The 23,461-nt window shown below is 74.2% G+C and carries 22 protein-coding genes; 8 read left to right on the top strand and 14 right to left on the bottom strand.

What is annotated here, in order from left to right:
* The first annotated feature begins 234 nt into the window (after positions 1-234).
* The gene (locus AC4OXY_RS10795) at positions 235-825 is read left to right on the top strand and encodes an Rv1733c family protein (RefSeq protein WP_491993771.1); all 591 of its coding nucleotides are present in this window, start codon (positions 235-237) and stop codon (positions 823-825) included.
* Between the two features lie 90 nt (positions 826-915).
* Here AC4OXY_RS10795 and AC4OXY_RS10790 read toward each other — a convergent pair whose 3' ends face one another.
* Positions 916-2,898, bottom strand: coding sequence for a HEAT repeat domain-containing protein (locus AC4OXY_RS10790; RefSeq protein ID WP_491994809.1), 1,983 nt, complete (start codon positions 2,896-2,898; stop codon positions 916-918).
* A 147-nt stretch (positions 2,899-3,045) separates the two neighbouring features.
* Entirely contained in the window at positions 3,046-4,725 is a 1,680-nt protein-coding gene (locus AC4OXY_RS10785; RefSeq protein WP_491993770.1) for an acyl-CoA dehydrogenase family protein, read from the bottom strand.
* A 72-nt stretch (positions 4,726-4,797) separates the two neighbouring features.
* Here AC4OXY_RS10785 and AC4OXY_RS10780 point away from each other — a divergent pair, with 72 nt between their 5' ends.
* Complete coding sequence (locus AC4OXY_RS10780) at positions 4,798-5,556, top strand: PaaX family transcriptional regulator C-terminal domain-containing protein (protein WP_356023437.1); 759 nt, start codon at positions 4,798-4,800, stop codon at positions 5,554-5,556.
* Positions 5,553-5,963, top strand: coding sequence for a DUF6221 family protein (locus AC4OXY_RS10775; protein WP_356023439.1), 411 nt, complete (start codon positions 5,553-5,555; stop codon positions 5,961-5,963). The genes AC4OXY_RS10780 and AC4OXY_RS10775 overlap by 4 nt, the downstream gene beginning before the upstream one ends.
* On the opposite strand, the gene AC4OXY_RS10770 is transcribed toward AC4OXY_RS10775, so the two are convergent.
* Both AC4OXY_RS10770 and AC4OXY_RS10765 read right to left on the bottom strand, forming a co-directional pair.
* Positions 5,960-8,299, bottom strand: a complete 2,340-nt coding sequence (locus tag AC4OXY_RS10770; RefSeq protein ID WP_491993769.1) for a DEAD/DEAH box helicase — start codon at positions 8,297-8,299, stop codon at positions 5,960-5,962. The genes AC4OXY_RS10775 and AC4OXY_RS10770 overlap by 4 nt on opposite strands.
* A gap of 120 nt (positions 8,300-8,419) precedes the next feature.
* A complete protein-coding gene (locus tag AC4OXY_RS10765) occupies positions 8,420-9,499 on the bottom strand; it encodes an NADH:flavin oxidoreductase/NADH oxidase (protein ID WP_491993768.1) in 1,080 nt (359 codons plus the stop codon).
* Positions 9,500-9,650: 151 nt separating this feature from the next.
* Here AC4OXY_RS10765 and AC4OXY_RS10760 point away from each other — a divergent pair, with 151 nt between their 5' ends.
* Positions 9,651-10,007: an ArsR/SmtB family transcription factor gene (locus tag AC4OXY_RS10760; protein ID WP_491993767.1), complete on the top strand. Its 357-nt coding sequence runs from the start codon at positions 9,651-9,653 to the stop codon at positions 10,005-10,007.
* On the opposite strand, the gene AC4OXY_RS10755 is transcribed toward AC4OXY_RS10760, so the two are convergent.
* On the bottom strand, positions 9,975-11,348 hold the full coding sequence (locus AC4OXY_RS10755) for a nucleobase:cation symporter-2 family protein (protein ID WP_362820198.1): 1,374 nt from the start codon (positions 11,346-11,348) through the stop codon (positions 9,975-9,977). The two genes, AC4OXY_RS10760 and AC4OXY_RS10755, sit on opposite strands and share 33 nt — an antisense overlap.
* Before the next feature lie 145 nt (positions 11,349-11,493).
* The gene (locus AC4OXY_RS10750; RefSeq protein ID WP_356023448.1) at positions 11,494-12,831 is read right to left on the bottom strand and encodes an FAD-dependent oxidoreductase; all 1,338 of its coding nucleotides are present in this window, start codon (positions 12,829-12,831) and stop codon (positions 11,494-11,496) included.
* Positions 12,832-13,039: 208 nt separating this feature from the next.
* On the opposite strand from AC4OXY_RS10750, the gene AC4OXY_RS10745 reads away from it, so the two are divergent.
* On the top strand, positions 13,040-13,741 hold the full coding sequence (locus AC4OXY_RS10745) for a DUF6214 family protein (protein WP_356023450.1): 702 nt from the start codon (positions 13,040-13,042) through the stop codon (positions 13,739-13,741).
* A 13-nt stretch (positions 13,742-13,754) separates the two neighbouring features.
* Here AC4OXY_RS10745 and AC4OXY_RS10740 read toward each other — a convergent pair whose 3' ends face one another.
* The 4 genes from AC4OXY_RS10740 to AC4OXY_RS10725 form a co-directional block, all read right to left on the bottom strand.
* Positions 13,755-14,423: a TetR/AcrR family transcriptional regulator gene (locus tag AC4OXY_RS10740; RefSeq protein ID WP_356023452.1), complete on the bottom strand. Its 669-nt coding sequence runs from the start codon at positions 14,421-14,423 to the stop codon at positions 13,755-13,757.
* Positions 14,424-14,629: 206 nt separating this feature from the next.
* Positions 14,630-15,322, bottom strand: a complete 693-nt coding sequence (locus AC4OXY_RS10735; protein WP_491993766.1) for an HAD family hydrolase — start codon at positions 15,320-15,322, stop codon at positions 14,630-14,632.
* A gap of 330 nt (positions 15,323-15,652) precedes the next feature.
* On the bottom strand, positions 15,653-16,588 hold the full coding sequence (locus AC4OXY_RS10730) for a M56 family metallopeptidase (RefSeq protein ID WP_491993765.1): 936 nt from the start codon (positions 16,586-16,588) through the stop codon (positions 15,653-15,655).
* Positions 16,589-16,702: 114 nt separating this feature from the next.
* On the bottom strand, positions 16,703-17,260 hold the full coding sequence (locus AC4OXY_RS10725) for a DUF5134 domain-containing protein (RefSeq protein ID WP_491993764.1): 558 nt from the start codon (positions 17,258-17,260) through the stop codon (positions 16,703-16,705).
* A gap of 164 nt (positions 17,261-17,424) precedes the next feature.
* Between AC4OXY_RS10725 and AC4OXY_RS10720 the strand changes: the two genes are divergently transcribed.
* Together AC4OXY_RS10720 and AC4OXY_RS10715 are read left to right on the top strand one after the other, a co-directional pair.
* Positions 17,425-19,110, top strand: a complete 1,686-nt coding sequence (locus AC4OXY_RS10720) for an FUSC family protein (protein WP_491993763.1) — start codon at positions 17,425-17,427, stop codon at positions 19,108-19,110.
* 68 nt (positions 19,111-19,178) lie between these two features.
* Complete coding sequence (locus tag AC4OXY_RS10715) at positions 19,179-19,817, top strand: MarR family winged helix-turn-helix transcriptional regulator (RefSeq protein WP_491994808.1); 639 nt, start codon at positions 19,179-19,181, stop codon at positions 19,815-19,817.
* On the opposite strand, the gene AC4OXY_RS10710 is transcribed toward AC4OXY_RS10715, so the two are convergent.
* The 3 genes from AC4OXY_RS10710 to AC4OXY_RS10700 form a co-directional block, all read right to left on the bottom strand.
* On the bottom strand, positions 19,814-20,065 hold the full coding sequence (locus tag AC4OXY_RS10710; RefSeq protein ID WP_491993762.1) for a hypothetical protein: 252 nt from the start codon (positions 20,063-20,065) through the stop codon (positions 19,814-19,816). The two genes, AC4OXY_RS10715 and AC4OXY_RS10710, sit on opposite strands and share 4 nt — an antisense overlap.
* A 160-nt stretch (positions 20,066-20,225) precedes the next feature.
* Positions 20,226-20,990, bottom strand: coding sequence for a VOC family protein (locus AC4OXY_RS10705; protein ID WP_356023465.1), 765 nt, complete (start codon positions 20,988-20,990; stop codon positions 20,226-20,228).
* Between the two features lie 527 nt (positions 20,991-21,517).
* The gene (locus AC4OXY_RS10700) at positions 21,518-21,910 is read right to left on the bottom strand and encodes a VOC family protein (RefSeq protein WP_356023467.1); all 393 of its coding nucleotides are present in this window, start codon (positions 21,908-21,910) and stop codon (positions 21,518-21,520) included.
* A gap of 70 nt (positions 21,911-21,980) precedes the next feature.
* On the opposite strand from AC4OXY_RS10700, the gene AC4OXY_RS10695 reads away from it, so the two are divergent.
* The gene (locus tag AC4OXY_RS10695) at positions 21,981-22,520 is read left to right on the top strand and encodes a GNAT family N-acetyltransferase (protein ID WP_356023469.1); all 540 of its coding nucleotides are present in this window, start codon (positions 21,981-21,983) and stop codon (positions 22,518-22,520) included.
* Between the two features lie 15 nt (positions 22,521-22,535).
* On the opposite strand, the gene AC4OXY_RS10690 is transcribed toward AC4OXY_RS10695, so the two are convergent.
* Positions 22,536-23,219, bottom strand: coding sequence for a glycerophosphodiester phosphodiesterase (locus tag AC4OXY_RS10690; RefSeq protein ID WP_491993761.1), 684 nt, complete (start codon positions 23,217-23,219; stop codon positions 22,536-22,538).
* Positions 23,220-23,461 lie beyond the last annotated feature (242 nt).

Below are 23,461 nucleotides of genomic sequence, written 5' to 3'. Positions count from 1 at the left end.
CAGATATCGGCCAGTCTGCACCCCACCACTGACACTCTCCCTCCGCGTGCGCGTCTGCGCAGGTCACGGCGGTGTCGTCGGCCTGGGGCGGGGATCGGCCGGATGCGTTCCGGCATGTGCCTGCGCGAACCGGGTGTCTCGTGCGACCGTCGAGGAGACGGCTCGTCGTGAGCAACGGAGCGATCTCCCGCGTATGGGAGGGCGGTCCGGCCGGTCGGTGCGCTCGTGAGGAGGATGCCTTTGAAGGCGTTCCGTGGTCCGAAGGTGTGGCTCTGGCGCTGGCGGCGCAACCCGCTCAAACGCCGGGCCGACGTGGTGGAGGCCTGGGTGGTGCTCGGCACGTGGCTGCTGACCGTCGTCGCCGGGGTGCTGGCCGGTCTCGCGGCCGCCGGGGCGGTGGAGCACGGATTCGCCCGGGAGCGCGCCGAGTGGCAGCCCGTCGTGGCCCGTGTCGTGGGAGTGGCCAGGCAGACCTCGTCCCCGCATGCCCACACCTCCGGGGAGGAGCGGGTGTGGGCCGAGGTGCGCTGGACGGTCGCCGACGGCACCGCCCACACCGGGCAGGTCAGGGTGGGGCTCGGCAGCAAGGCCGGTACGCCGGTCACCGTCTGGACCGATCCCCAGGGCCGTCTCGTCGGCCGCCCCACCTCCGCCTCCGAGGCCGCCTTCCGGGGCACCCTCATCGGCGGGCTGGTGGGCACGGGCGCAGCGGCCGTCCCGCTCGGCGGCGGCCTGGCCCTGCGCCGCCGGCTCGAACGCCGCCGGATGGACGCCTGGGACACGGAATGGGCACGGCTCGGACCACAGTGGGGACGGACGGTCTGACCACCACACCCACACGAGCCACCCCGAACACTCCCAACACCCATGCACCATCAGCTACAACACCCACTGCACCGCCGGTCGCATCACCCGCTACACCATCATCAGCACCTCCCGGCAGGCGCGCAGCAGTGCCTCGTCCTTCGGTACGCCTCGGCGGCAGGACGCGCCCGCGCGGGCCAGATGGCGGCGGGGGGCGGCCAGTTCCGCCGTGACGAGGTTCCGTAGCGGGGCCGCGGCCGGGCCCATCGTGGTCAGGCAGTGGGCGATCGTGCCGCGGGCGCGCAGGTCCTCCGCCCAGGCCGCACGGAGGACGGGGAGCACGGGCTCCGGATCCGCGGCGATGTGCCACAGCGCGTACGCGGCCGACGTCCGCTGCTCTGTCCGCCCCGACCGGGTGGCGCGGCGCAGTGCGGGCAGCGCGGGCCGTGCGGCCGGACCGAGTCTGCCCAGCCGGCGGGCGGCCACGCACCGGCTCGCAGGCTCGCCCTCGGTCAACTCCCGCAGCAGGACCGGGAGTACGGCGGCGCTGTCCCCGTCCGCCGACCAGAGCGCCCCGGCCGCCGCGGCCGCGTGCCGGGTGGGCAGGAGCGCGTGCAGGAGCGGGACCGCCCGCGCGGTGGCGCCCAGGGTCTCCAGCGTTGCGATCACCTGACTCGCCAGCGCGTCCCGTGTCCTCAGGGCGTCGGGGGCGTCCGACAGCAGCCGCAGCACCTCCGGGACCGCCTCCGCGTCCCCCGCGGCTCCCACCGCCGCCAGCAGCGGGGCGGCGAGCCGGGCGGCGGACGGGGAGGACAGCGGGACCCGGCCGAGCCGGTGCCGTACCGCCGGGGCGAGCGGGGCCGCGGCGGCGCCCAGGTGGCTCAGTTCGAATCCCAGCTCCACGGGCGCAGCCGGGCCCGCCAGGAGCTGGGCCAGGGCCGGGAGCGCGCGGGGATCACCACTCCTGGCCAGCGCCTTGAGCGGGCCGCCGAGCGCGGGGGCGCCGCGCTCCCAGCGGTGTGTCCACAGGTCGGGCCTGGCGCACACGAGCGCGTGCAGGGCGTCGGCCGCGGGCGTCGCCAGCGCGTACAGCTCCGCCAGGACCACGACCGCCGCGTCCCGCAACCGGTCCTGTTCCGCGTCCAGTTGGCGGCCCAGCAGCGCGACGGTCGCCCTGTGGTCGCCGCGCCAGCCGCGCAGCAGGGCCGCCGCCAGCCACACCGCGTTGCACCGGTCCACCGGGTCCGCACTGGTCAACTGCCCGGACAGCAGGGCGCTGCGGTCCGCCACACGGTCGCCCAGCGCGGAGTGCAGGGTGCGCAGCAGCCGGGCGCCCTCCTCGTCCGAGGGACGCAGTCGCCGCAGCCGCCCCACGAGGGTGTCGGCCGCGGGCTGTTCTGCGGCGCCGGCACGCCGCGCGGACCGCTCCCGCAGCAGCCGGACCGCCGTCGGCACCAGGCCGGCCGGAAGCCGGGCGGGCGCCGCGAGCGCGAGCTGCCCGAGGGCGGCCAGCCGCAGCCCCGCCTCGTGCGGCGGCGCGCTCAGCTCGGCCAGGAGGTCCACCGCGGCGTCGGCGTGTGCGGGGTGCCGGAGGGCGAACAGGCCGAGCGCCTCGGTGAGGGCGAGCAGGACGGGGCCGTCCCGCTCGGCCCGCAGCCGCCGCCGTAACACCTCCAGGGTCCGCGCGGGCTCGGTCGGGAACCGCACGAGGGCTCCGGCCGCCGCCGCGCGCAGTGCCGGGTCCGGGTCCGCGGCGAGCGGGACGAAGTCCTCCGCACCCGCGCGCACCGCCTCCCACGCGCGCGTGTCCCCGTCCGGACCCGCCGTGCCGACGCCGACCAGCAGTTCCACGATGCCGGCCCGGTCCGGGACCTCCGCTCTGGCCGCGAGCGAGAACAGGAAGGGGACGCAGACCGGTGTGGCGTCGTACACCCCGCCCTCGTGGCGCAGCGCGCCGTACATCCCGTCGAGCGCGGCCGCCCGCTCGGCGTCGTCCGCGGACTCCAGCGCCCGCAACCATCCAGGCACGTCCCGCGCGCTGCCGTGGGCATGCCGCAGCGAGGCCCAGTCGACCTCGTCGATCCCCGTGAACACGTAGTCCTCCCCCACGCGAGTGCCACCTGATCGCGAGTGTGCACCACGGCACTGACAACGGTCCGCAGTCACGGTCTGACTGTGTGCGATCCGTCGGCTGTCACCGGCCACACGCGCGCGTGGCCGGCACTCGCCGGGGGAGAGGGGTCAGTTCAGGCCGGGCAGGGCCCGCTCCAGGATCGCGTCGAGGCCGGTCCCGGCGGACAGCGTGCCGAACGCGTGCCCCCAGTCACCGCCCAGCCTGCTCGCGCAGAAGGCGTCCGCGACCGGCTGCGGGGCGTACCGGACCAGCAACGAGGCCTGCAGGGCGAGTGCCATCCGCTCGACCAGCCGGCGGGCGCCCACCTGGTCGGTTTCGGCCAACTGGTCCTTCAGCCCGGCCACCGTGGCGTCCAGCCGGGCGTCCGCCCCGCGCGCGAGGGCGAGTTCGGCGAACAGCGCCTCCACGGAGTCCGGTTCGCGGCCGAGGGCGCGCAGCACGTCGAGCGCGTTGACGTTGCCCGAGCCCTCCCAGATCGACAGCAGCGGCGCCTCCCGGTAGTGCCGGGGCATGCCGGAGTCCTCGACGTAGCCGTTGCCGCCCAGGCACTCCAGGGCCTCCGCCGTGAACGCGGGGCCGCGCTTGGTGACCCAGTACTTGCCCACGGCGGTGGCGATCCGCCGGAAGGACCGCTCCCCGGCGTCCCCGCGCACCGCGCGGTCGGCCGCGCCGGCCAGCCGCAGCGTGAGCGTCGTCGCCGCCTCCGACTCCAGCGCCAGATCGGCCAGGACGTTGCGCATCAGCGGCTGGTCGAGGAGCCGGGCGCCGAACGCGCTGCGGTACCGGGCGTGATGCCCCGCCTCGACCAGCGTCTTGCGCATCAGGGTCGCCGTGGACATCACACAGTCCAGCCGGGTGCAGTTGACCATCTCGATGATGGTCTTCACCCCGCGCCCCTCCGGCCCCACCAGCCAGGCCACCGTCCGGTCGAACTCCGGCTCGGAGGACGCGTTGGAGCGGTTGCCCAGTTTGTCCTTCAGCCGCTGGATGCGGAACGTGTTGCGGCTGCCGTCCGGCAGGATCCGCGGCACCAGGAAGCAGGACAGGCCGCCCGGGGCCTGCGCGAGCACCAGGAACACGTCGCACATCGGCGCCGACGTGAACCACTTGTGCCCGCGCAGGGTGTACACGCCCGGCTCGCCGGTGGGCGTGGCCGTCGTGGTGTTCGTCCGGACGTCCGAACCGCCCTGCTTCTCGGTCATGCCCATCCCGGCGAGCAGACCCGGCTTCTCGGTCGGCACGCGCAGCTCCGGGTCGTACTCCCGGCTCGTGAGCAGCGGTTCGTAGAGCTTGGCGAGGTCCGGCTGGACGCGCAGCGCGGGGACGGCGGCGTACGTCATCGAGGTCGGGCAGCCGTGCCCGGCCTCCGTGTGCCCCCAGACCAGGCCGCCCGCGCTGCGGGCCACGTGGGCGCCGGGCCGCTCGTCCGCCCACGGGGCGCCGGCCAGGCCCTCGGCGACCGCCGTGCGCATCAGGTGGTGCCAGCTGGGGTGGAAGTCGACCTCGTCGATGCGGTGGCCGTAACGGTCGTGGGTGCGCAGTTCGGGCTCGTGCCGGTTGGCCAGCTCGCCCCACTCCTGCGCTTCCGCGCTCCCGGCGCGCGCCCCCAGCCGCCGGAGGTCCTCCTCGGCCCACCCGGCGCCCTCCCGGCGCAGCCCCTCCAGCAGGGCCCGGTCGTCGGAGGCGTCGTACGGGGCCAGGGGCGGGGCCTGGTTGGTGACGTCGTGCGTGGCGTACTGCGGCCGAGCCGCGGACTGCAGCCGTTGCTGTGCGGGTGTGGAGACCATACGGCAATGTTGCACTCTTCCTGCGGCTGTAGCAATAACGCAACAATAAGAGCGCACGTAGAGTACGTGCCCATGCGCATGAACGTCCCGCCCGAGCCGGAGGACGCGGACCTGCGGCCGCTGTCCGCGCGGTCGGCCGTGCTGAGCCTCCTGCTCGGCGCACACCCGCCCGAGCTGCCGGTGAAGGACCTGGTCCGGCTGGTGGAGCCGTTCGGCGTGGGCGGCTCCACGCTGCGTGCCGCCCTCAGCCGGATGGTGGCCGCCGGGGACCTGCGGCGCGCGGACGGCGTCTACCGGCTCAGCGACCGGCTGCTGGCCCGCCAGCGCCGCCAGGACGAGGCTCTGCGTCCCGGCACGCGCGCGTGGGACGGCGACTGGGAGATGGTGGTGATCACGGCGACCGGACGCGGCCCCGCGGAACGCGCCGACCTGCGCGCCCGGTTGACCGCCCTGCGCCTGGCCGAACTCCGCGAGGGTGTGTGGCTGCGCCCGGCCAACCTCGACCGCCCGCTGCCTGCCGACCTGCACCGCGTCGCCCTCACGTACACCGCCCGCCCCGACGATCCCGCCCCCGAACTGGCCGCCCGGCTCTGGCCGTTGGCCGCCTGGGCCGCCACCGCGCGGACGCTGCTCGCGCACACGGCGGCCGGCCGCGGCCCGGCGGACCGCTTCACCGCCTGCGCGGCGGCCGTGCGCCACCTGCTCACCGACCCCGTCCTGCCGCCCGCCCTCCTCCCGGCCGACTGGCCGGGGGAGGCCCTGCGCACGGCCTACGCCGACTACCAGCGGGAGCTGTCCGCATCGGTCGGCCGCAGAGAGCGCGCCGCATGACGACGACGGCTCTGGAGGCGTTCCTGCGGGACCGCTTCGAGGAGGAGGAACGGGTGGCCCGCGACGCGGTCGCCGGTGCGCCCGGCGCGGTCTGGGGCGTCGTCGCGGACGAGATCGAGCAGGTGCTCACGTCCCGGGACGGCGGGTCCACGCACACGCCGATGGTGCAGTTCGGCGCCGAGGACCCGGTGAAGCTGCTGACCCATGTGGCCCGGCACGATCCGGCCCGGGTGCTGCGTGAACTCCGGGCGAAGCGGGCCCTGGTGGCGGAGCACCGGACCGGGGACGGCGGCAGATGCCGCACCTGCCGCGAGGGCGGGCACCCCCGTGCACCCTGCACCACCCTGCGCCTGCTCGCGCTGCCGTTCGCCGGTCATCCCGAATACGACGACCGCTGGCGCCCCTAGGGGGTGTTCGACCGTTCCGGCGCCGGGATCCGTTCCGGGTGCGTGTGTCGCACCGGCATGGAATGGCCGTCGCTCACGCCGAGTTCGTCCAGTCCACCGAGTCCGCCGGGTGCGCCACAAGCGGCGTCGTCGGCTTCGCCGCCGGTCTCCTCGGCCTCATCGGCACCCCGCCCGCCGTGCGCCAGGCCCAGCCGGATCTGCTCCTCCTCGACGATCAGGCGCGCCAGGTCCGAGTCCGACACGTCGACGGCGTCCGGGGTGGCCTCCGCGAGCGCGCTGCGGCGGGCGTAGGTGTCGAACAGACGGGCCTTGCGGTTCAGCATCTCCACCATCCGCTCGTCCACCCCGCCCGGCGCCAGCAGCCGGTGCACCCGGACCGGTCGTACCTGGCCCATGCGGTGGGCCCGGGCCACCGCCTGCTGTTCGACGGTCGGCTTGAGCTGGGGCTCGCAGATGACCACGACGGAGGCGGCCTGGAGGTTGAGGCCGACGCCCGCCGCCTGGATCTGCGCCAGCAGCACCGCCGGGCCGGACACGGCGGCGAACTCGTCGACCAGCGACTGACGCCGATCGGGCCGCACGCTTCCGGTGAGCGGGCCGAGCACCGGCCCGCCGCCCCGGCGCGGGTCGGGACCGAGCGCCTCCCGCACCACGCCGAGGACGTCCCGGAAGGCGGAGAACACCACCACCTTCAGCCCGTTCTCCCGCGCCTCCTGCACGATCTCGCGGAGCCGGACGAGCTTGGCGGACCGCTCGGGACGGGCGTACGCCGCCCTGCGCATCGCCATGAAGTTCCCGGAGCGCACCGCCTCGCGGTACGCCTCCTCGTCCGTGGCGCTCGGTTCCTCCCACTCGTCCGTGTGCTGGAGCGCGGGGAGTTCGGCGAGCACGTCCACCTGGTTGCGGCGCAGATAGACGGGGGCGACCGCCTTCCGGAAGGCCACGGAACCGGGCAGCCCGGCACGGTCGCCGATGCGTTCCGCCACGGCCTCGTCGAGCATCCGGACCAGGTTGCGGAACTCGGCGACCCGGTTCTCCATCGGTGTGCCCGTCATGAACAGGACCCGTTCGCAGGGCCCGGCCCACTGGGCGACGGCCTGGGAGCGCAGGGTCCTGGGGTTCTTCACGCAATGCGCCTCGTCGACCACCAGCATCCCGATCTCAACCCCGTCCGGCACCGGGAATCCGCGCAGGGCGTCGAAGGTCGTCACGGCGACCCCGCCCCGCCCCTTCCAGTGGGCGAACGCCGCGTGCCGGTCCGGTCCGTGCAACGGCGTGACATGCAGCGAGGTGCGCGCCTCGATCTCCCGCGTCCAGTTCACCAGGACACTCGCCGGACAGACGACCAGGAAGTGGCTCTGCCCCGCGGCGGCCAGATGCGCCAGCGCGGCCAGCGCCTGGATCGTCTTCCCGAGCCCCATCTCGTCGCCGAGCAGGACCCGGCGCTGCGCCAGCGCGAAGCGGGCCCCGAACGCCTGGTAGCCGCGCAGCGACACCCGCAGCCCGGAGTCGTCCACCTGCTGGCCGTGCACGCGCTCGGCGATCTCGTCGGGCAGGAAGCCCTCGGCGGCCGCCGTGTCGGGAGCGCGCCCGGAGATCTCGGTGAGCAGGCCGTAGTACTCGGCGGAGCGCAGCTCGAAGTCCACCCAGGCCGCGAGGTCGTTCGACGGCGCCCGCAGCAGGTCCACCGAGGCCTGCGCGAGCGCCCCGGGGGTGCCGGCCCGTTCGGCGTCCGCCACGACCGTGCGCAGCTGCTCGACGGCCGCCAGCGCGCGGACCTTCTTGTCCTGCCCGGCGACCAGCAGGCTCAGGCGCCCGGCGGCGGGCCCGGCGTCGGACAGCAGAGGTTCGAGGCGCCGCGCGAGCACGCCGGCCGCGCCGACGGCACGCCGCGCCTGCGGCCCGGCCTCCACCAGCACCTGAAGCGCCCTGACGAGCGCCGTCGTCCGCGGCTGCGGCCGGTCCACGTCGAGGTGTACGGCGACGGTCTCCCGCACGGCGTCGGCGAGCCGGCGCGCGGCCGCGACGATCTGACCGGCGGTCCGCTCACCCACCCCGGGGATCTGCCGCAACCGGTAGGGGCCGGCGTCGAGCACCTGACGCACCGTGTGCAGCCCGCTGCCGTCCACCTCGTTCAGCCGCAGCCGCCCGCCGGTGGCGTCCTGGAGCCGGGCCACGGGCAGGGCGTCGAGCGCCTGCTCCACCGCCGCGTCCTCGATCGGCCGCAGTGCCGCCCGTACCGCCTCGACCGCATTGTCGTGGTCGTCGGCCAGCGAGCGTGCCGCCTCGTACAGCCGCGCCGCGCGCGCGACCGCCTCCCGTTCCCTGCGCCCCATCCGCTCTCCCCTCGCCCCCACATCCTGTCACCGGCCGGTGCGGACCTGGGGGAGACGGGCGTGCGGCGAGGCCCGGCAGTGTCGCCGTGCCGAGGGGTGGCCGGCGGCGGGCCGTCGGGCTCAGACCGACCGGTGGTACTGCACCGGCACCCGGGTCTCGGCGCCCAGCTCGCGCGCCGCCTGCCGGGCCCAGGAGGGGCTGCGCAGCAGCTCGCGGCCGAGCAGGACGGCGTCGGCCTCGCCGTTCGTCAGGATCTTCTCGGCCTGCTCCACCTCGGTGATCAGGCCCACGGCGGCGACGGGCAGCGGCGTCTCGGCCTTCACCCGGGCGGCGAACGGCACCTGGTAGCCCGGCTCGACCGGGATGGTCACGCCGGAGGCGTTGCCGCCCGTGGAGACGTCGAGGAGGTCCACGCCGTGGGCGTGCAGATCGCGGGCGAAGCGTACCGTGTCCTCCGTGGTCCAGCCGCCGTCCTGGAGCCAGTCGGTGGCCGAGACGCGGAAGAACACCGGCTTGTCCTCGGGCCACACCTCGCGTACGGCGTCGACGACTTCGAGGGCGAAGCGGGTGCGGTTCTCGTACGAGCCGCCGTAGGCGTCGGTGCGGCGGTTGGAGTGCGGCGAGAGGAACTCGTTGACGAGGTAGCCATGGGCGCCGTGGATCTCGGCGACCTCGAAGCCCGCGTCGAGCGCGCGGCGCGCTGCGGCGGCGAACTCGCCGACGATCGAGGTGATCTGATCGGTCGTCAATTCGGTGGGTACGGGATGCCGTTCGTCGAAGGGCACCGCGCTCGGTGCGACGGGCTGCCAGCCGTGCGCCTCCGGTCCGACCGGCGCGCCGCCCTTCCACGGCCGGTCGGTGGAGGCCTTGCGGCCGCCATGGGCGAGCTGGATGCCGGGCACCGAGCCCTGGGCGGTCAGGAAGCGGGTGATCCGGCGGAAGGCCTCCACCTGGGTGTCGTTCCACAGGCCGAGGTCGTAGGGGGAGATCCGGCCCTGCGGCGAGACGGCGGTGGCCTCGACGATGATCAGGCCGGTGCCGCCCGTGGCGCGCGCACCGTAGTGCGCGAAGTGCCAGTCGTTCGGGGCGCCGGTGAGCGGCCCCTCCGGGTCGGCCGAGTACTGGCACATGGGGGGCATCCACACCCGGTTGGGGATGGTGACTTCGCGCAGGGTGAAGGGCTCGAAGAGCGCGCTCACGACGGACTCCATTCGTCACGGGACCGCTGGTCGACTCGTACGATAACCCTCGTACTATGAGAGATGTCAAACTATGATGGGTGTCGTACAATGGTGCGTGGGCCACGATCACGGATCGACGGGCCAGGATCATGTGACGAAGGGCGCCGCCGTGACCGACACCGCCACCACCGGCCGCGCGCTGCCGCACCCGGAGCGGGGCGAGATCCGGCTGGAGACCGTGCTGCATGCGCTCGCCGACCCGATGCGGTTGCGGATCTTCCGTGAACTCTCCGCCGGTGAAGGGGAGTTGAGCTGCTCGCAGTTCGACCTGCCGGTGACCAAGTCCACCACCACGCACCACTTCCGGGTGCTGCGCGAGAGCGGGGTCATCCGGCAGGTCTACCGGGGCACGGCCAAGATGAACGTCCTGCGCCGGGACGATCTGGACGACCTCTTTCCCGGGCTGCTCGACAGCCTGCTCGCCGCCGCCGCGCTACAGATCCGCCGGCTCGGCGGCGGAGCCTGAACCCGCCTGCCCCGCCGAGCCGCCGGCACCCGAACCCGCCGTCGCCGTACGGTGGTTGAAGAGCAGGTTCAGCACGATCGCGGACAGGCAGCCCGCGCTGATGCCGCTGTTCATCACCGTCCGGAACCAGTCCGGGAAGCCGTCGTACACCGTGGGCACTCCCACCGGCAGCATGCCGATCGCCACCGAGACGGCCACCACGGTCAGGTTGTCGTTGCCCCGGAAATCGACCCGGGCCAGCGTCCGCAGCCCGCTCGCCGCGACCGTCCCGAACATCACCAGACCGGCGCCTCCCAGCACCGGCGCCGGGACCGCCGCGACCACCGCACCCAGCTTGGGCAGCAGGCCGAGCAGCACCAGGATCCCGCCGGCCGCCGCGACCACCCAGCGGCTGCGCACCCGGGTCATGCCGACCAGACCCACGTTCTGCGCGTACGCCGTGTAGGGGAAGGTGTTGAACACCCCGCCGAGCACGGTCGACAGACCGTCCGCGCGCAGCCCGTCGGCCAGCGACCGCGGCTCGACCTTCCGCCCGGTCAGCTCACCGACGGCGATCAGGTCACCGGTCGTCTCGGTCATGCTGACCAGCGCCACCACCAGCATCGACACGATCGCGGACACATGGAACGCCGGGGCGCCGAAGTGGAACGGCGTGCTGATGCCGACCCAGTCGGCGTCCGCGACCGCGCCGAAGCGGGTGAACCCGAACGGCACCGCGACCGCCAGGCCCACCGCGATGCCGATCAGCACGGCGATCCGGGCGAGGAAGGCCGGCGCGAACCGCTGCACGCCGAGCACCACCGCCAGCACGAAGGCCGCCAGCGCCAGGTTCCTCGGCGCGCCGAAGTCCTTCGCCCCGGCGCCGCCGGCGGCCCAGTCACCCGCCACCGGCAGCAGCGAGACGCCGATGATCAGGATCACCGTGCCGGTCACCAGCGGCGGGAAGAAGCGCAGCAGCCGGCCGAAGACCGGCGCCAGCAGCATGATCGCCAGCCCCGCTACGATCACCGCGCCGTAGATCGCGGGCAGCCCGCCGTTCGTCGTCCCGATGAGCACCATCGGCGACACGGCCGCGAACGTACAGCCCTGCATGATCGGCAACCGCACGCCGAACCGCCAGAAGCCGACGCACTGGATCAGCGTGGCGACGCCGCACACCAGCAGATCGGCGGTGATCAGATACGCCAGGTCGGCGGGCGACAGCTTCATCGCGCCGCCCACGATCAGCGGCACGGCGACGGCGCCCGCGTACATCGCGAGCACATGCTGCAACCCGAAGGCGGCCAGCTGCCGTACCGGCGGTATCTCGTCGACGGGGTGCACCTCTGCGGTGGTGGCCATGGGAACTCCAGCAAGCGGCGGGCGGGGAGTGACATCCGAACAGGAGGAGACCGTAGGCGCCTTGAACAGTTTGTTGATTTCCGGACTGTTGCCGGTGTGTGTCACCCCGGCCGCCCGCCTCCGCGGCGCAGCGGAGCAGGCCCGGCTACGCCGAGCGGGCCGCGGTGCGCAGCGCGTCCCAGTCGGCCAGCTTGACCACGCTCCGCCCGAGCCGCGCGCCCAGTGCGGCCTCGGCCCGCCGGATCGCCAGCCAGCCCGACCACGGCACGGGATCGAACCCGGCCGCCCGCAGCGCCGGCACCGGATCCGCGGGCACCTCCCTGGCGAGCAGCGCGGGCGCGTCCGCGAGGAGCGAGGCGGCCGTCTCCTTCGCGCAGGGCCGGTTGGTGCCGATGACACCCGTCGGGCCGCGCTTGATCCACCCCGCGACGTACTCGCCGGGGGCGGGCGCACCGCCCCGCACGATCCGGCCCCCCTCGTGCGGCACGGTGCCGCTCACCGGGTCGAACGGCAGCCCGTCCAGAGGCACTCCGCGATAGCCCACCGACCGCAGCACCAACTGGGCCGGCACCTCCTCGTACCGGCCCGTGCCCGTCACTCCGCCCTGCCCGTCCGGTGCCGTCCGCTCGAAGCGCACGGCGCCCACCCGGCCGCCCTCGCCCGCGAGCAGTTCCACCGGCCGCAGGAAGAAGCGCAGGGCGATCCGCCGCGCGGCCGGCTCCGGCCCGGGCTCCGCCCAGCCGCGCAGCACCTCCAGATTGCGCCGCGACACCCCGGGCAGCGTGCCGGGGTCGCTCGGATCAAGCGCCAACTCATGTGCCCGTACGGTCACTTCGGTGTCGGGCAGATCGCCGAGCTCGCGCAGCTCCTTGGTGGTGAAGCGGGCCTGCGCCGGGCCGCGCCGCCCCACCACGTGCACCTCGGCGAGCCCGCTCTCCGCCAGTGTGTCGAGAGCCGCCTGCGGGATGTCCGTCGGGTTCAGCTCCGCGGCGCCCCGGACCAGCATCCGTGCGACGTCCACCGCCACATTGCCCACTCCGATGACGACGGCCGAGCGCACACCGTGCAGAAAGCCCGCGTCGATCGCGTCCGGATGAGCGCTGTACCAGGCCACGAAGTCGGTCGCCGGCCAACTGCCCGGCAGTTCCTCGCCGGGGATCCCGAGGCGGCGGTCACCGGCCGCGCCCACGCAGTACACCACCGCGTGGTACAGCTCCCGCAGCCGCTCCACCGGCAGCCCGCCCGGACCGCCCACCCGGACCCCGCCGAGGAACCTCACCCGCTCGTGTTCGAGCACCGACGCGAGGCTGCCCTGGAGCGACTTGATCTTCTCGTGGTCCGGGGCGACACCGTAACGGACCAGGCCGTACGGGCACGGCAGCCGGTCCAGGACGTCCACGTGGACCCCTGGATCCCGCTGAACCAGACTCTGGGCGGTGTAACACCCGCTCGGGCCCGAACCGACGACGGCGACACGCAGCACAGCGGAACTCCTTGAGGGAAGGAGAGTGTGCGGACGTCACCAGCATGGCACCGCCCGGCGCGGTACGGCAGGGGCCGCCGGGGTGACGTGGACGCGTGTCCGTTCGTATGGAGTGTGATCATGCGGTTACGTTGCGTGCGTGCCTGGAGCATCCTTTCTTGATCTTTCTGACCTCAATCTGACTGATCGGGACCCGGAGGACGGTGCGGTGTCCGTGTGGCCCGCGTGGGAAGTGCGGGAGCGTGACGGCACCCTGTCCTGGTTCCACGTCCGGCTGGCCTTTCCCGACGGCGCCCGCGTCGACGCGCTGGCCGTCGCCCGCGAGGGACGCGTGTCCATCGAGGACGTCCAGGCCGAACCGGCCCTGTCCCTCGCCGACCTGACAGCCCTCGCGGACTGGCTCAAGGGGCCGCTCTCCGGGGCGTGCGGGGTGGCGGGGGACGCGGTGGACGCGGCGGACCAGGGCGAGGATGCGGCGGCGGGTGCGCGGGCTGAAGCGGTGGAGGGGGCGCAGGAGTGGGTGGTCGAACAGGGTGCTCGTGCGGCGGAGGAGCCGCACGAGGTGAGCGTGAACGGCGCGGCGGGCGAGGGCGCTGAGGACGGTAAGGGCAGCGAGGGCGGCGAGGGCCCTGTGGGCGGTGAGCGGGACGAGGGCGGTGTGAGCGGCGAGGCCGACGGGGAAGCAGCCGGCGTCTGCGCCACGGCTCGACGTGAACGGTCGGCCTGGCCGCGCGGTGTCGAGGGGTGCCGGCGGGCGGCCCTGGAGTACCGCGCCGCGCAGGAGGAGGGCACCGACCCGGTGCTCGCCGTGATGACCGCGACCGGGCGCAGCCGTCGCCGCTCCCTCAAACTGATCGCCCAGGCGCGGGACGCGGGTTTTCTGACGGCGCGTCACGCGCGCCGCGGCTGAGGCCGGTTGGCCGTCAGTCCTGCTCCGGCCGGGCCTCCGTGGCGAAGAACCGGGACAGATCCCGCTTCCGCGCCCCGGTGGCCGGCTCGCTCTCCGGCGGCATCCCCATCGCCCAGTCGAGCCCGTACCGCTGGAACAGTTCGGCCCGCAGGACCGGCAGGGGCATCGGCGCCCCCGGCAGCAGTGCCGCGTACACCGCGCCCATCAACAGGGCCCGCAGCTTCGGGTAGTCGGCCGGGACGTTCTCCGAGCCGTACCGGGCGACGGTGTCCCCCAGCAGTTCCCCCAGCCGCTGCTGCTCCGGGCACTGCACGAAGCCCTCCGCCTGTAGCAGGCCGGCCATGTGCTGCCGCATCAGGACGGGGTGGTCGCGGGTCAGGCCCAGGATGGCGTCGATGGCCCGGGCCAGCCGCTCCCTGCCGTCCTCGGTGTGCGGCTCGCGCTCCAGCGCCTCCTCCAGCGTGCGGTGCATCAGCCGGTGCACGGCGGACTGCACCAACTGACGCTTGCCGGGGAAGTAGTACGACACCAGTCCGCGCGCCGAACCGGCCCGGTCCGCGATGTCGCCCAGCGTGGTGGCCTCGAAGCCGTGCTCGCCGACCATCTCCACCGCCGCCTGCAACAGCCGTTCCCGGGAACGCCGTCGCAACTCTTCATTGACCGAGGCGCTGCGCGGGGACATCCTGTAACTCCTGCGTTGACTGGCTGCCAGCCAACTATACTCAACGCGGGAGGCCCCGCCATGGGCGGGGCCGGTCCAGGGCTGCCGTCCGTCTGGGGCGACGCGGGGGATCGTCTCAGACGGGCGGCGCGTGAGCGAGCCGTTACTCTCCACACCCTTCAGGGCCCCTACCCGAACGGCCGCGGCCCGGCGGCCCGGAGGCGGCCTCAGTCCACGAGGTCCAGCACCGGCAGCAGTGCGCCGGGCCGCTCTTCCGCCGGTAGATGATCGACGAAGTGCACCCGGCAGCCGAGCGCGGCCGCACCGCCGTCCGCCTCCTTGCTGTCGCCGACCATCACCACCTGGCGCGGATCGGCGCCCAGTGCCGCGCAGGCCACCGAGAACAGCCGCGGGTCCGGCTTCTGCACCCCGTGTTCGTACGACAGCACGTACGCGTCCACGTACCCGTCGAGCCCGTGATGGCGGAATACCGGGCGCAGGTCCCAGCCGATGTTGCTGACCACGCCGACCCCGATGCCGCGCTCGCGCAGCGCGCTCAACACCTCGACCGCGTCCGGGTACGGGGACCAGGCGGCGGGCGCCATGTGTCGCTCGTACAGGGCGTCGTACAACTCCGGCCAAGGCAGAGGCACTTGGCGGGCCGCGCCGGTGTAGGCGGCCCGGTGCAGCGGTGCGCTCTCGTCCCGCACCGCCCACATGGCGGCCAGTTCGGTCGGCAGCGCGACCGGTTCCACACCGCTGCCCGGCAGTGCGCCGGCCGCTTCCAACGCCCTCGCGGTGTCGAGTAGTTGTGGTTCGGGGAGGCTGTGCCCCGACGTGTTCAGCGTCGCGCGCAGCCAGGATTCGGCGGACTCGATCCGGAACAGGGTCCCGGAGAAGTCGAACAGCACAGCAGCCATGCCCTCGACCCTATCGGGAGCGGTGTCCAGGTGAGTTGAGCCGGCCGATCCCGACCCGCTCGTGCACCGACACGGCCGACGTCACGGCCAACGCCCCGAACAGCCGGCCGCCGAGCACGTCCGAGAGCCGGCGCACGCCCAGCCGTACCGGGGTCGCTCCGACGCCGAGGCCGCCTTCACCGACTGCTGTACGAGCGTGGCCGCGCACACCAGGCGCACCGTGAGCGGGTCCCAGTGGGCCGAGACGAGGCCGGTCGGCGGGGGCCGTGACCGGCACCCCGGAGGCTCGACGGCGGCTCCCCGACAGCGCCTCGGCGGCTCCGTGGCAGCTCAGCCCAGTGCCCGCAGCCCCGGTACGAGGGCCACCAGCACCGGGATCACCGGCACCAGCGCGGCCAGCGCCGTCAGGCGGAGCCGGTGCAGGGCGGGGAGCCGGTCCGGGGCGGCGAGCAGGCGGTGCACGCGCTGTGGGACATGGGCCTGCGGAGTGGGGGAGGGGCCGAACACGCCCCGCTCCTCGTTCAGTTCGACCAGGGCCAGCGCGGTCGTCAGCCGGCCGAAGCGCCGGGAGGCCATGTCGTCGGCGGCCAGCTCGACCAGCCGGTGCATCTCGTCGCGGAACGCGGCGAACACCGGCACCTGCGGGAACCCGCCCGCCAGCGCGGCCGAACTGTGCAGCAGCCAGTCGTGCCGGGCCTGTGCGTGACCCTGCTCGTGCGCGAGCAGCGCGTCCAGCTGACGCCCCTTCAGGCGGCGCAGAGCGGCCGTGGTGATGACGAGCTGGGGCGCGGCACCGGACAGCCACCAGGCGTCGGGACGGTCGCCCTCCAGCACCACCAGCCGTCCGCTTACCGCCTTCTCGCCGGGCAACAGCGGTGCGCGCACGAGGAGTTCGGTCCGCCGTGCCCGCCGGCGCGTCCGGGACCGTACGACCTCGCGCACCAGCATCGCGAGGCTCCACAGGCCCCCGGAGGCGAGCAGCACGGCGGTGGTCGCGGCCCACGGCCCGGCGGCGCCGAGCGCGTAGGCGTCCACGACCGCGCGCGGCGCCGGGGCGAACACGTTCCCGCGCACCGCCACCCAGGCCGCGGCCGCGCTGAGTGTCATCGAGAGCGCGCAGCACAGCAGGACGGCCACCACCACGCACTGCCACACCCACAGGGCGACGACCGGTTCGCGGTCCGCCCAGTCGGCCCGGGCGAGCAGCCGGGGAGCGACAATGGCGGTCACGGTGCCGAGCAGCAGCAGTGCCACGGGGACCATCATGGGCAGCACCCTATGAGCGCGAGGCCGCTCACCGTACGGCCCGTGACGCCGAAGTGACGCAGGCAACGCTCCCGTCGGGTCCGTCCTCGGGTCCTCGGCCCCTCGGGTGCTCGCTCACATCGTGAGCAGCATCGCCATCATCCCGATGCCCATCGACAACCGGCAGGCCCGGGCCAGTTCCGGGCGGTCTCCCCAGCGTGCCGGTCCGGATCGCGGTCCGCCCACGGCGACCGTGGCCGGCACCAGGCGGGAGCCGGTGAGGAGCACGTACCCCGTGAAGTAGACGAGGAGCGCGCCGGTCAGCACCGGTACGCCCGAGCCGCCGTGCGCATGGTGCGCGGCGGGCGGGGCCACGGCCATCGCCGCCGCCATGTAGACCATCGCGGACGTGCCCACCAGATGGTGCAGATGGTGCGGCGCCGTGCGGGCGGCCCACAGTGCGCGCAGGGCCGCCGCCCCGAACACCGCCGCGTACGCCGGCCACGCCCACCGCGGCGGGGTGAAGGCGGCCGCCGGTACGGCCATCACGGCCATGCCGAAGCCCATCAGCGCCTCGCCGCCCGCGGAGCGGCGCTGCTCCTCGACCCCGCTGCGCATCCGCAGCAGGCAGTAGACCCCGGTCGCCGCGCACAGCGCGAACAGCAGCCAGGCAGCCGTCAACGGTCCGTGCACGCGCACCTCCCCGCTCGACGCTCGGTCGAGGGATGCGATGCCCGGGCCGACCGGGGCGCACGCGAGCGCAAGGGTGTACACGGGGAGCATTCGACGGAGCGCAGCAGGTGAGCGGGACGGGTGGTGAACGTTTTACGAGTAAAACATGTGCTAAATTCATAGGTATGAGCAGTGCGACCCTTCGCCGACTTCCCTTCTCCGGAGTGCTCCGCCTCGGGCGGCCCTCCGACATCTGGTTCAAGCCCGCGCTGAGCGTGGTCGCCGCCATCGCCCCGCCCAACCTGATCCTGCTGGCGCTGGGCCGCCTCGACCTCGCCATGTACACGATGGCCGGATCCCTGTGCGCGCTCTACGGCCACAACCGGCCCTACGCCGCCCGCGCCCGCGTCCTCGCCTGGGTGGTGGCCGGCATGGTCGGCGGCCTCGCCGTCGCGCTGCTCGCGGCGTCACTCACCACGAACGCCGTCGTCCTGGTCACCGTCGGCGCCGTCATGGCGGCCGTGCAGAAGACCGTGTGCGACGCGACCCGGCTCGGACCGCCCGCCAACGTGGTCCTCGCCTTCATCAGCTCCGCCTCGCTGTTCGCACCGCAGACCCTCGGCCAGGTCCCCGGGCACGTCGGGCTGGCCCTGGCGGCGGGCGCCTGGGCCTGGCTGGTCGGCATGGCCCCCGGGCTGCTGCGCCCGCACGGCCCCGAACGGCGCGCCACCGCCCAGGCCCTGAACGCCACCGCCGCGTACGCCGCCACGGACCGCACCGGCGACGGACACGCCAAGGCCCGTGCCGCGAGCGCCGCCGCGATCCACGCCGCCTGGCAGTCGCTGCTCGCCGCACGCCCCGACAGGGCCCGCCGCGCCCTCGAACAGCTCGTCGTGCGCGCCGAGGTCGCCCTCGCCGCCCCCGCCGACAGCGACCCCGCCCGCCTGCGCGCCTGGGCCCGAGAGCTGCGCGGCACCGGCCGGATACCGCGGGTGGCGCCGCCCCGTGAGTCCCCCGACGAACTCCTCGGCGTGGACACCGAACTCGCCCTGCGGCCACGGTCGTTGCGGCACCGCCTCGCCCCGCTCGCGCCGGTCGCCGCGCGCACCGCGCTCGGCTGCGCCCTCGCCGGCTACGCCGCCCTCGCGCTCGGTGTCGGCCGCCCCTACTGGGCCCTGGTCACGGCGGCCTCCCTCTACCAGGCGAACGTCACCCTCACCTGGAACCGGGCCGTCCAGCGCGTCGTCGGCAACCTCGTCGGCGTGCTCGCCTTCGCGGTCCTCGCCCCGCTCGCCCATCTCCACCCGGCCGCCCTGGTGCTGTGCTGCCTCGCCCTGAGCTTCGGCGCCGAGGCGCTGATGGGCCGCAACTACTGGCTCGGCAGCGTCTGTGTGACCCCGATGGCGCTGCTCATCACCGAGTTCGCCCGCAGCCAGGACCCTGGGCGGCTGATGACCGAGCGGGTCGTGGACACCCTCGTCGGCGCGCTGGTCGGTTTCGGCGCGGCCGTCGCCGTCACCAACCGGCGCGCGGGCGACCGCCTCGAACACGCCCTGAGCACGGCCGAACGCGCCCGCGAGCACGCCGCCCGACTGCTGGCCGAGCCGCACCCGGCGCCCCGCGCCCTGGAGTCCGCCCGCCGTGCCCTCGCCGCCGCCCTCGCCGACCTGCCCGCCACAGCCGACGCCGCCTTCGGCGAATGGTGGCAGCGCGCCCTGCCCGAGGAGCGGGTCGTGCTCGCCGAGCAGTCCGGACACCGTACGCTCGCGGCGACGGTACGACGCCAGGGGTACGTGCCGGGGCAGGACGAGGAGCAGGCCCGGGGCCGGAGGCAGGACCCGGACCGGGCGACGGAGGACATACGGCCATGACGGCGAGCAACGGCGGACCGGCACCCGCGGACGACACGACCCGGGCGGAGGCGGGACCGAGCCGGGGCGTGGAGCGGACCGACGCGGGCTCCGGCCCGGGTTCCGGCGCCGACGCCGTGGGCGAGGCCGGGAGCGGGACCGGGCAGGCCGACCGTACGGGTACGGCCACCGGTACCGGCCCGGGCCCCGGTTCCGAGGCCTCGCCCGATGACACCGTCGCCGCCGTGGTCCGGCAGTGGCGGGCCGTGCACCCCGAGCTGGACACCGGGCCCATGGAGGTGATCGGCCGGATCAACCGCTGTGCCGCCCTGCTCCAGCAGGCCGAGGACGCGCCCCTGCGCCGGGCCGGTCTCAGCCGCCCGGAGTTCGATCTGCTCGGCGCGCTGCGCCGCACCGGCCACGAGCTGACCCCGGGCGAGCTGGCCCGCGAGACCTTCTCCTCCGGGGCCGCCGTCACCAAGCGGCTCAAGCAGCTGACCGAGCGCGGGCTGGTCGAGCGGCGCGGCGACACCCGTGACCGCCGCGTCGCCCACCTCCGGCTCACCGACACCGGCCGTGACCTGGTCGACGGCATCCTGCCCGAGCAACTCGCCTACGAGACCGCCGTACTGTCGGTCCTCGCTCCCGAGGGGCAAGGCGAACTCGCCGGTCTGCTGGGGGAGTTGCTCGTCCGCCTGGAGGGCCGGATGGGGGCGCTGCGTGCCTAGGGAGGCCGGGTCAGAGGACGTCGTGGACCGTCGGCGGTCGCCGTATTCCGCGTGACGGTCGGCTCGTGCGGGAGGCCGAGCGGGAGCGCGCGCACCTCGTCCAGCCGGACCTCGGCGCTCGCCGGGCTGTCGGTGAGCCGGGCCGTCCTCGTGGCCGCGACGTTCGGGACGACGTTGCCCTGCCGCCCCAGCAGCCGGGCCGGCGCCACCTGCGCCGGAGTCCGTCCGCCCTGCTCGGCGATCTTCACAGCTCCGCAAGGGTGTTGGCCCGAACGATCTCCCACGCGGGCCGGTCCGACACGCCCCTCGACCGAGGGCACGAGGTTCTTCCGGTGGTTGCCCGCGGTGGGCAGGGCGCGATGCGGGCGCCGACGTCCTTTCCTGGTGGGTGACGGGATCGCCCGCTCCTCAGCCCTCCGGGTCCATGAGGTGCACCCCGAAGGCCGCGCCCTGCGGATCCCGCAGCACCGCGATGCGCGGGCCGTCCGGCACGGTCGCGGGAGGCATGACGACGGCACCGCCCGCCAGGTCCGCGACCTCGGCAGTCGCGTCCACGTCGGCCACCGCGAAGTACGGCATCCAGTGCGCCGGCACGTCGGGCGGGAACCGGTCGGTCATGTCGGCCATGCCGCCGAACTCCGCGCCGTCGAGGGCCCACTCCGTGTACCACTCGGAGGACTGGGCGCTCCAGTCGAACACCGTGGTGTAGAACTCCCGGGCCCGGCGGGTGTCCCGGGTGGCCAGCTCCACCCAGCCGAGTGTGCCGGGCGCGTTGAACAGCCCGGCGCCCCGGAACGTCCGCGCCTGCCACAACTGGAAGGCCGCGCCCGTCGGGTCGAGGGCCACCGCGAACCGGCCCACGTCGAACACGTCCATCGGACCGACGACCACCGCACCGCCGGCCTCCTCCACACGCCGCACCGCCGCGTCCGCGTCCGGCACGGAGAAGGAGACGTTCCAGGCCACCGGCTGGGAATCCTGGTAGAGCGGGGTGAGCGCGGCGACGGGCGCGTCGCCCAGGTGGGCCACCGTGTACCCGCCCGCCTCCGGCCGCGGGTCCGTCTCGGGACGCCACCCGAACAGCTCGGCGTAGAACCGCTTGGCTCCCTCCAGATCGCTGGTCCCCAGCTCGGTCCAGCACGGGCCGCCGGTCACGGGCTTGTCGAACTCCATCGCGGTACCTTCCGGACGAGCGGATGGGCGGACGGGCCCGGCGCACCCCGCGGAGCCCTCTCCCGGCACGCTAACCCCACCCCACAGGCCCGGCCATCCGGGACGCCCTCGCCCCCGACCACCCCCACCGCCCCGCCCGCGAGCCCGAGCCCACGCCCACCGAGCCGTCTTCGAGAACGCGGACACGCTCTGCCGGGCGCCGCGCCGCTCCACAGGTCGGGAGGCCCTGCGCGAGGCCGGACCGACCCGGTCACCCCCACCGCCCCGCCCACGAGCCCGAGCCCCATGCCCGCGGACCCGTCTTCGAGAACACGGCCACATCCGGCCGGCGGTCACGCTGCCCCACGGACCGGGAGGCAGCGTGCCGGGCCGGACCCGAGAACCCTCGGCCGGGCGGCCTGACGCACGGCGCGCCCGCCGACGCAGCCGCACGCGAGCCCCGTACCGGCACCGCGTCAGCCCGGCACCGCACACCCCCTCGGCCCTCCTGCCACCGCCGCCTGTGCCACAGCCACCGCCGTCCCGGATCAGATACCCGGTCGGTACCGCATCGGATGTTCCGCCGGGACCTCCACCAAGGCGATGCGCGTGTCGTCCGGATCGGCGATCCACATCTCGATCAGGCCCCACGGCTCCTTCACCGGCGGCCGGACGACGGCGACGCCCTTCGCGCGAAGCTCCTCGTGCGCCGCCGTCACGTCGTCGACCTGGAGCCACAGCCGGACGGCGGGCGACGGCGGGGTCTCGGAGCGGCCGGAGACCTCCAGGAAGCCGCCGCCGAGGAAGTAGACCGTGCCGCGCTCGGGTCCGGTACCGAACTCGCGATAGACGCACAGCCCCAGCCGCTCGCCGTAGAAGACACGGGAGCGCTCGGGGTCGGTGGGGGTGAGCAGCGTCCGGCTGCTGAGTACATGCACCATGCCGGCGGAGCCTACTGGCAGGGTTACCCTCGACCCTGGCTCAGCCACGCCCGAGATCGAAAGGCCGCCCATGGACACCAGCGCCACCTCCGTCACCTTCCGCGACGCCACGGACGCCGACGTCGACGCGCTGGTCGCGCTGATCGAGTCGGCGTACCGCGGCGACGCCAGCCGGGCGGGGTGGACCACCGAGGCGGACATCCTGGAGGGGCAGCGCACCGATCCCGAGGGTGTGCTCGACGTGATCAAGTCGCCCGACAGCCGGCTGCTCGCGGTGGAGCGGGACGGCCGTATCGTCGCCTGCTGCCAGCTCGAACACCGCGGTGACCACGCCTACTTCGGCATGTTCGCCGTCAGCCCGACCATGCAGGGCGCGGGTCTCGGCAAGGTGGTCATGGCCGAGGCCGAGCGCCGGGCGCGCGAGGCGTGGGGTGTCGGCGAGATGCGCATGACGGTGATCTCCGTGCGCGACGACCTGATCGCCTGGTACGAGCGCCGCGGCTACCGCCGTACGGGACAGATGAGCCCCTTCCCGTACGGCGACGAGCGCTTCGGCATCCCGCAGCGCGCCGACCTCCAGTTCGAGCTGCTGGTCAAGCCGTTGGTGTGACCCTCGCGCGCGCGATCACGCGGTGAAACGCGCGGCGCGCTTGATCTCCGGGAAGTCGGTCGTCGCGCCGTCCAGCTGCAGGGCGCGGACGAGGCGCAGATGGTCGTGCGTGTTGACCACCCAGCCGATGATCCGCAGATCGGCCTCGCGCGCGTGCTCGACGATCTCCAGGGTGATCCGGCGGATGTCGAGACAGAGGGTCGGGGCGCCGACGGCCACGGCCCGCTCCACCACGTCGGTGCCGTAGCGTTCGGCGATCAGTGCCGTGCGCACCCCCGGCACCAGCCGGGCGATCTCGGCGACCGCCTCGTCGTGGAACGAGGACACCTCGACCCGCCCGACCAGGTCCCGTTCGTGCATCACCTTCGCCAGCGCCCTGGCCGCCGCCACGTCCTTGATCTCCGCCTGGATCGGGCTGCGCACCGTGTCCAGCACCTCCTCGAACACCGGCACCCGCTCCCCGCGGCCCGCGTCCAGGTCGCGCAGCTCCTCCAGGGTCTTCTCGGCGATCGGCCCGGTGCCGTCGGTCGTACGGTCGATCTCGGCGTCGTGCATGACGACCAGAGCGCCGTCCTTGCTCAGATGCAGATCGAGTTCGATGAGATCGAGGCCGGCGTCCTGCGCGGCGACGAAGGAGCGAAGGGTGTTCTCGGGCTCGACACCCATGACCCCGCGGTGACCGATGGTAAGGAAGTTCAAGGTTCGACTCGCTTCCGTCGACGGCGGCTCGGCGCGCGCGGGACGGACGAACGGACGCCGTCGTCCGCGCGGGCAGGCTCGCAGCCTAATCGCCGGGGCCCGCGATGAACCCGCACGTGCACGCCGTACGGGTGCGTGCCGCGCGCCTCAACTGGCCGGTATGCGCCCCCACCGTCACCCGCGCGTGGGCGAGTCTCCGTGTCCTTGACCGGCCGGAGCGACACCCTGCCCGGGCGCGCTGT

The organism is Streptomyces sp. HUAS MG56 (assembly GCF_058673395.1).
Note: the sequence above shows the minus strand (reverse complement) of the source record. Positions and strands in the feature narration are given on the sequence as shown.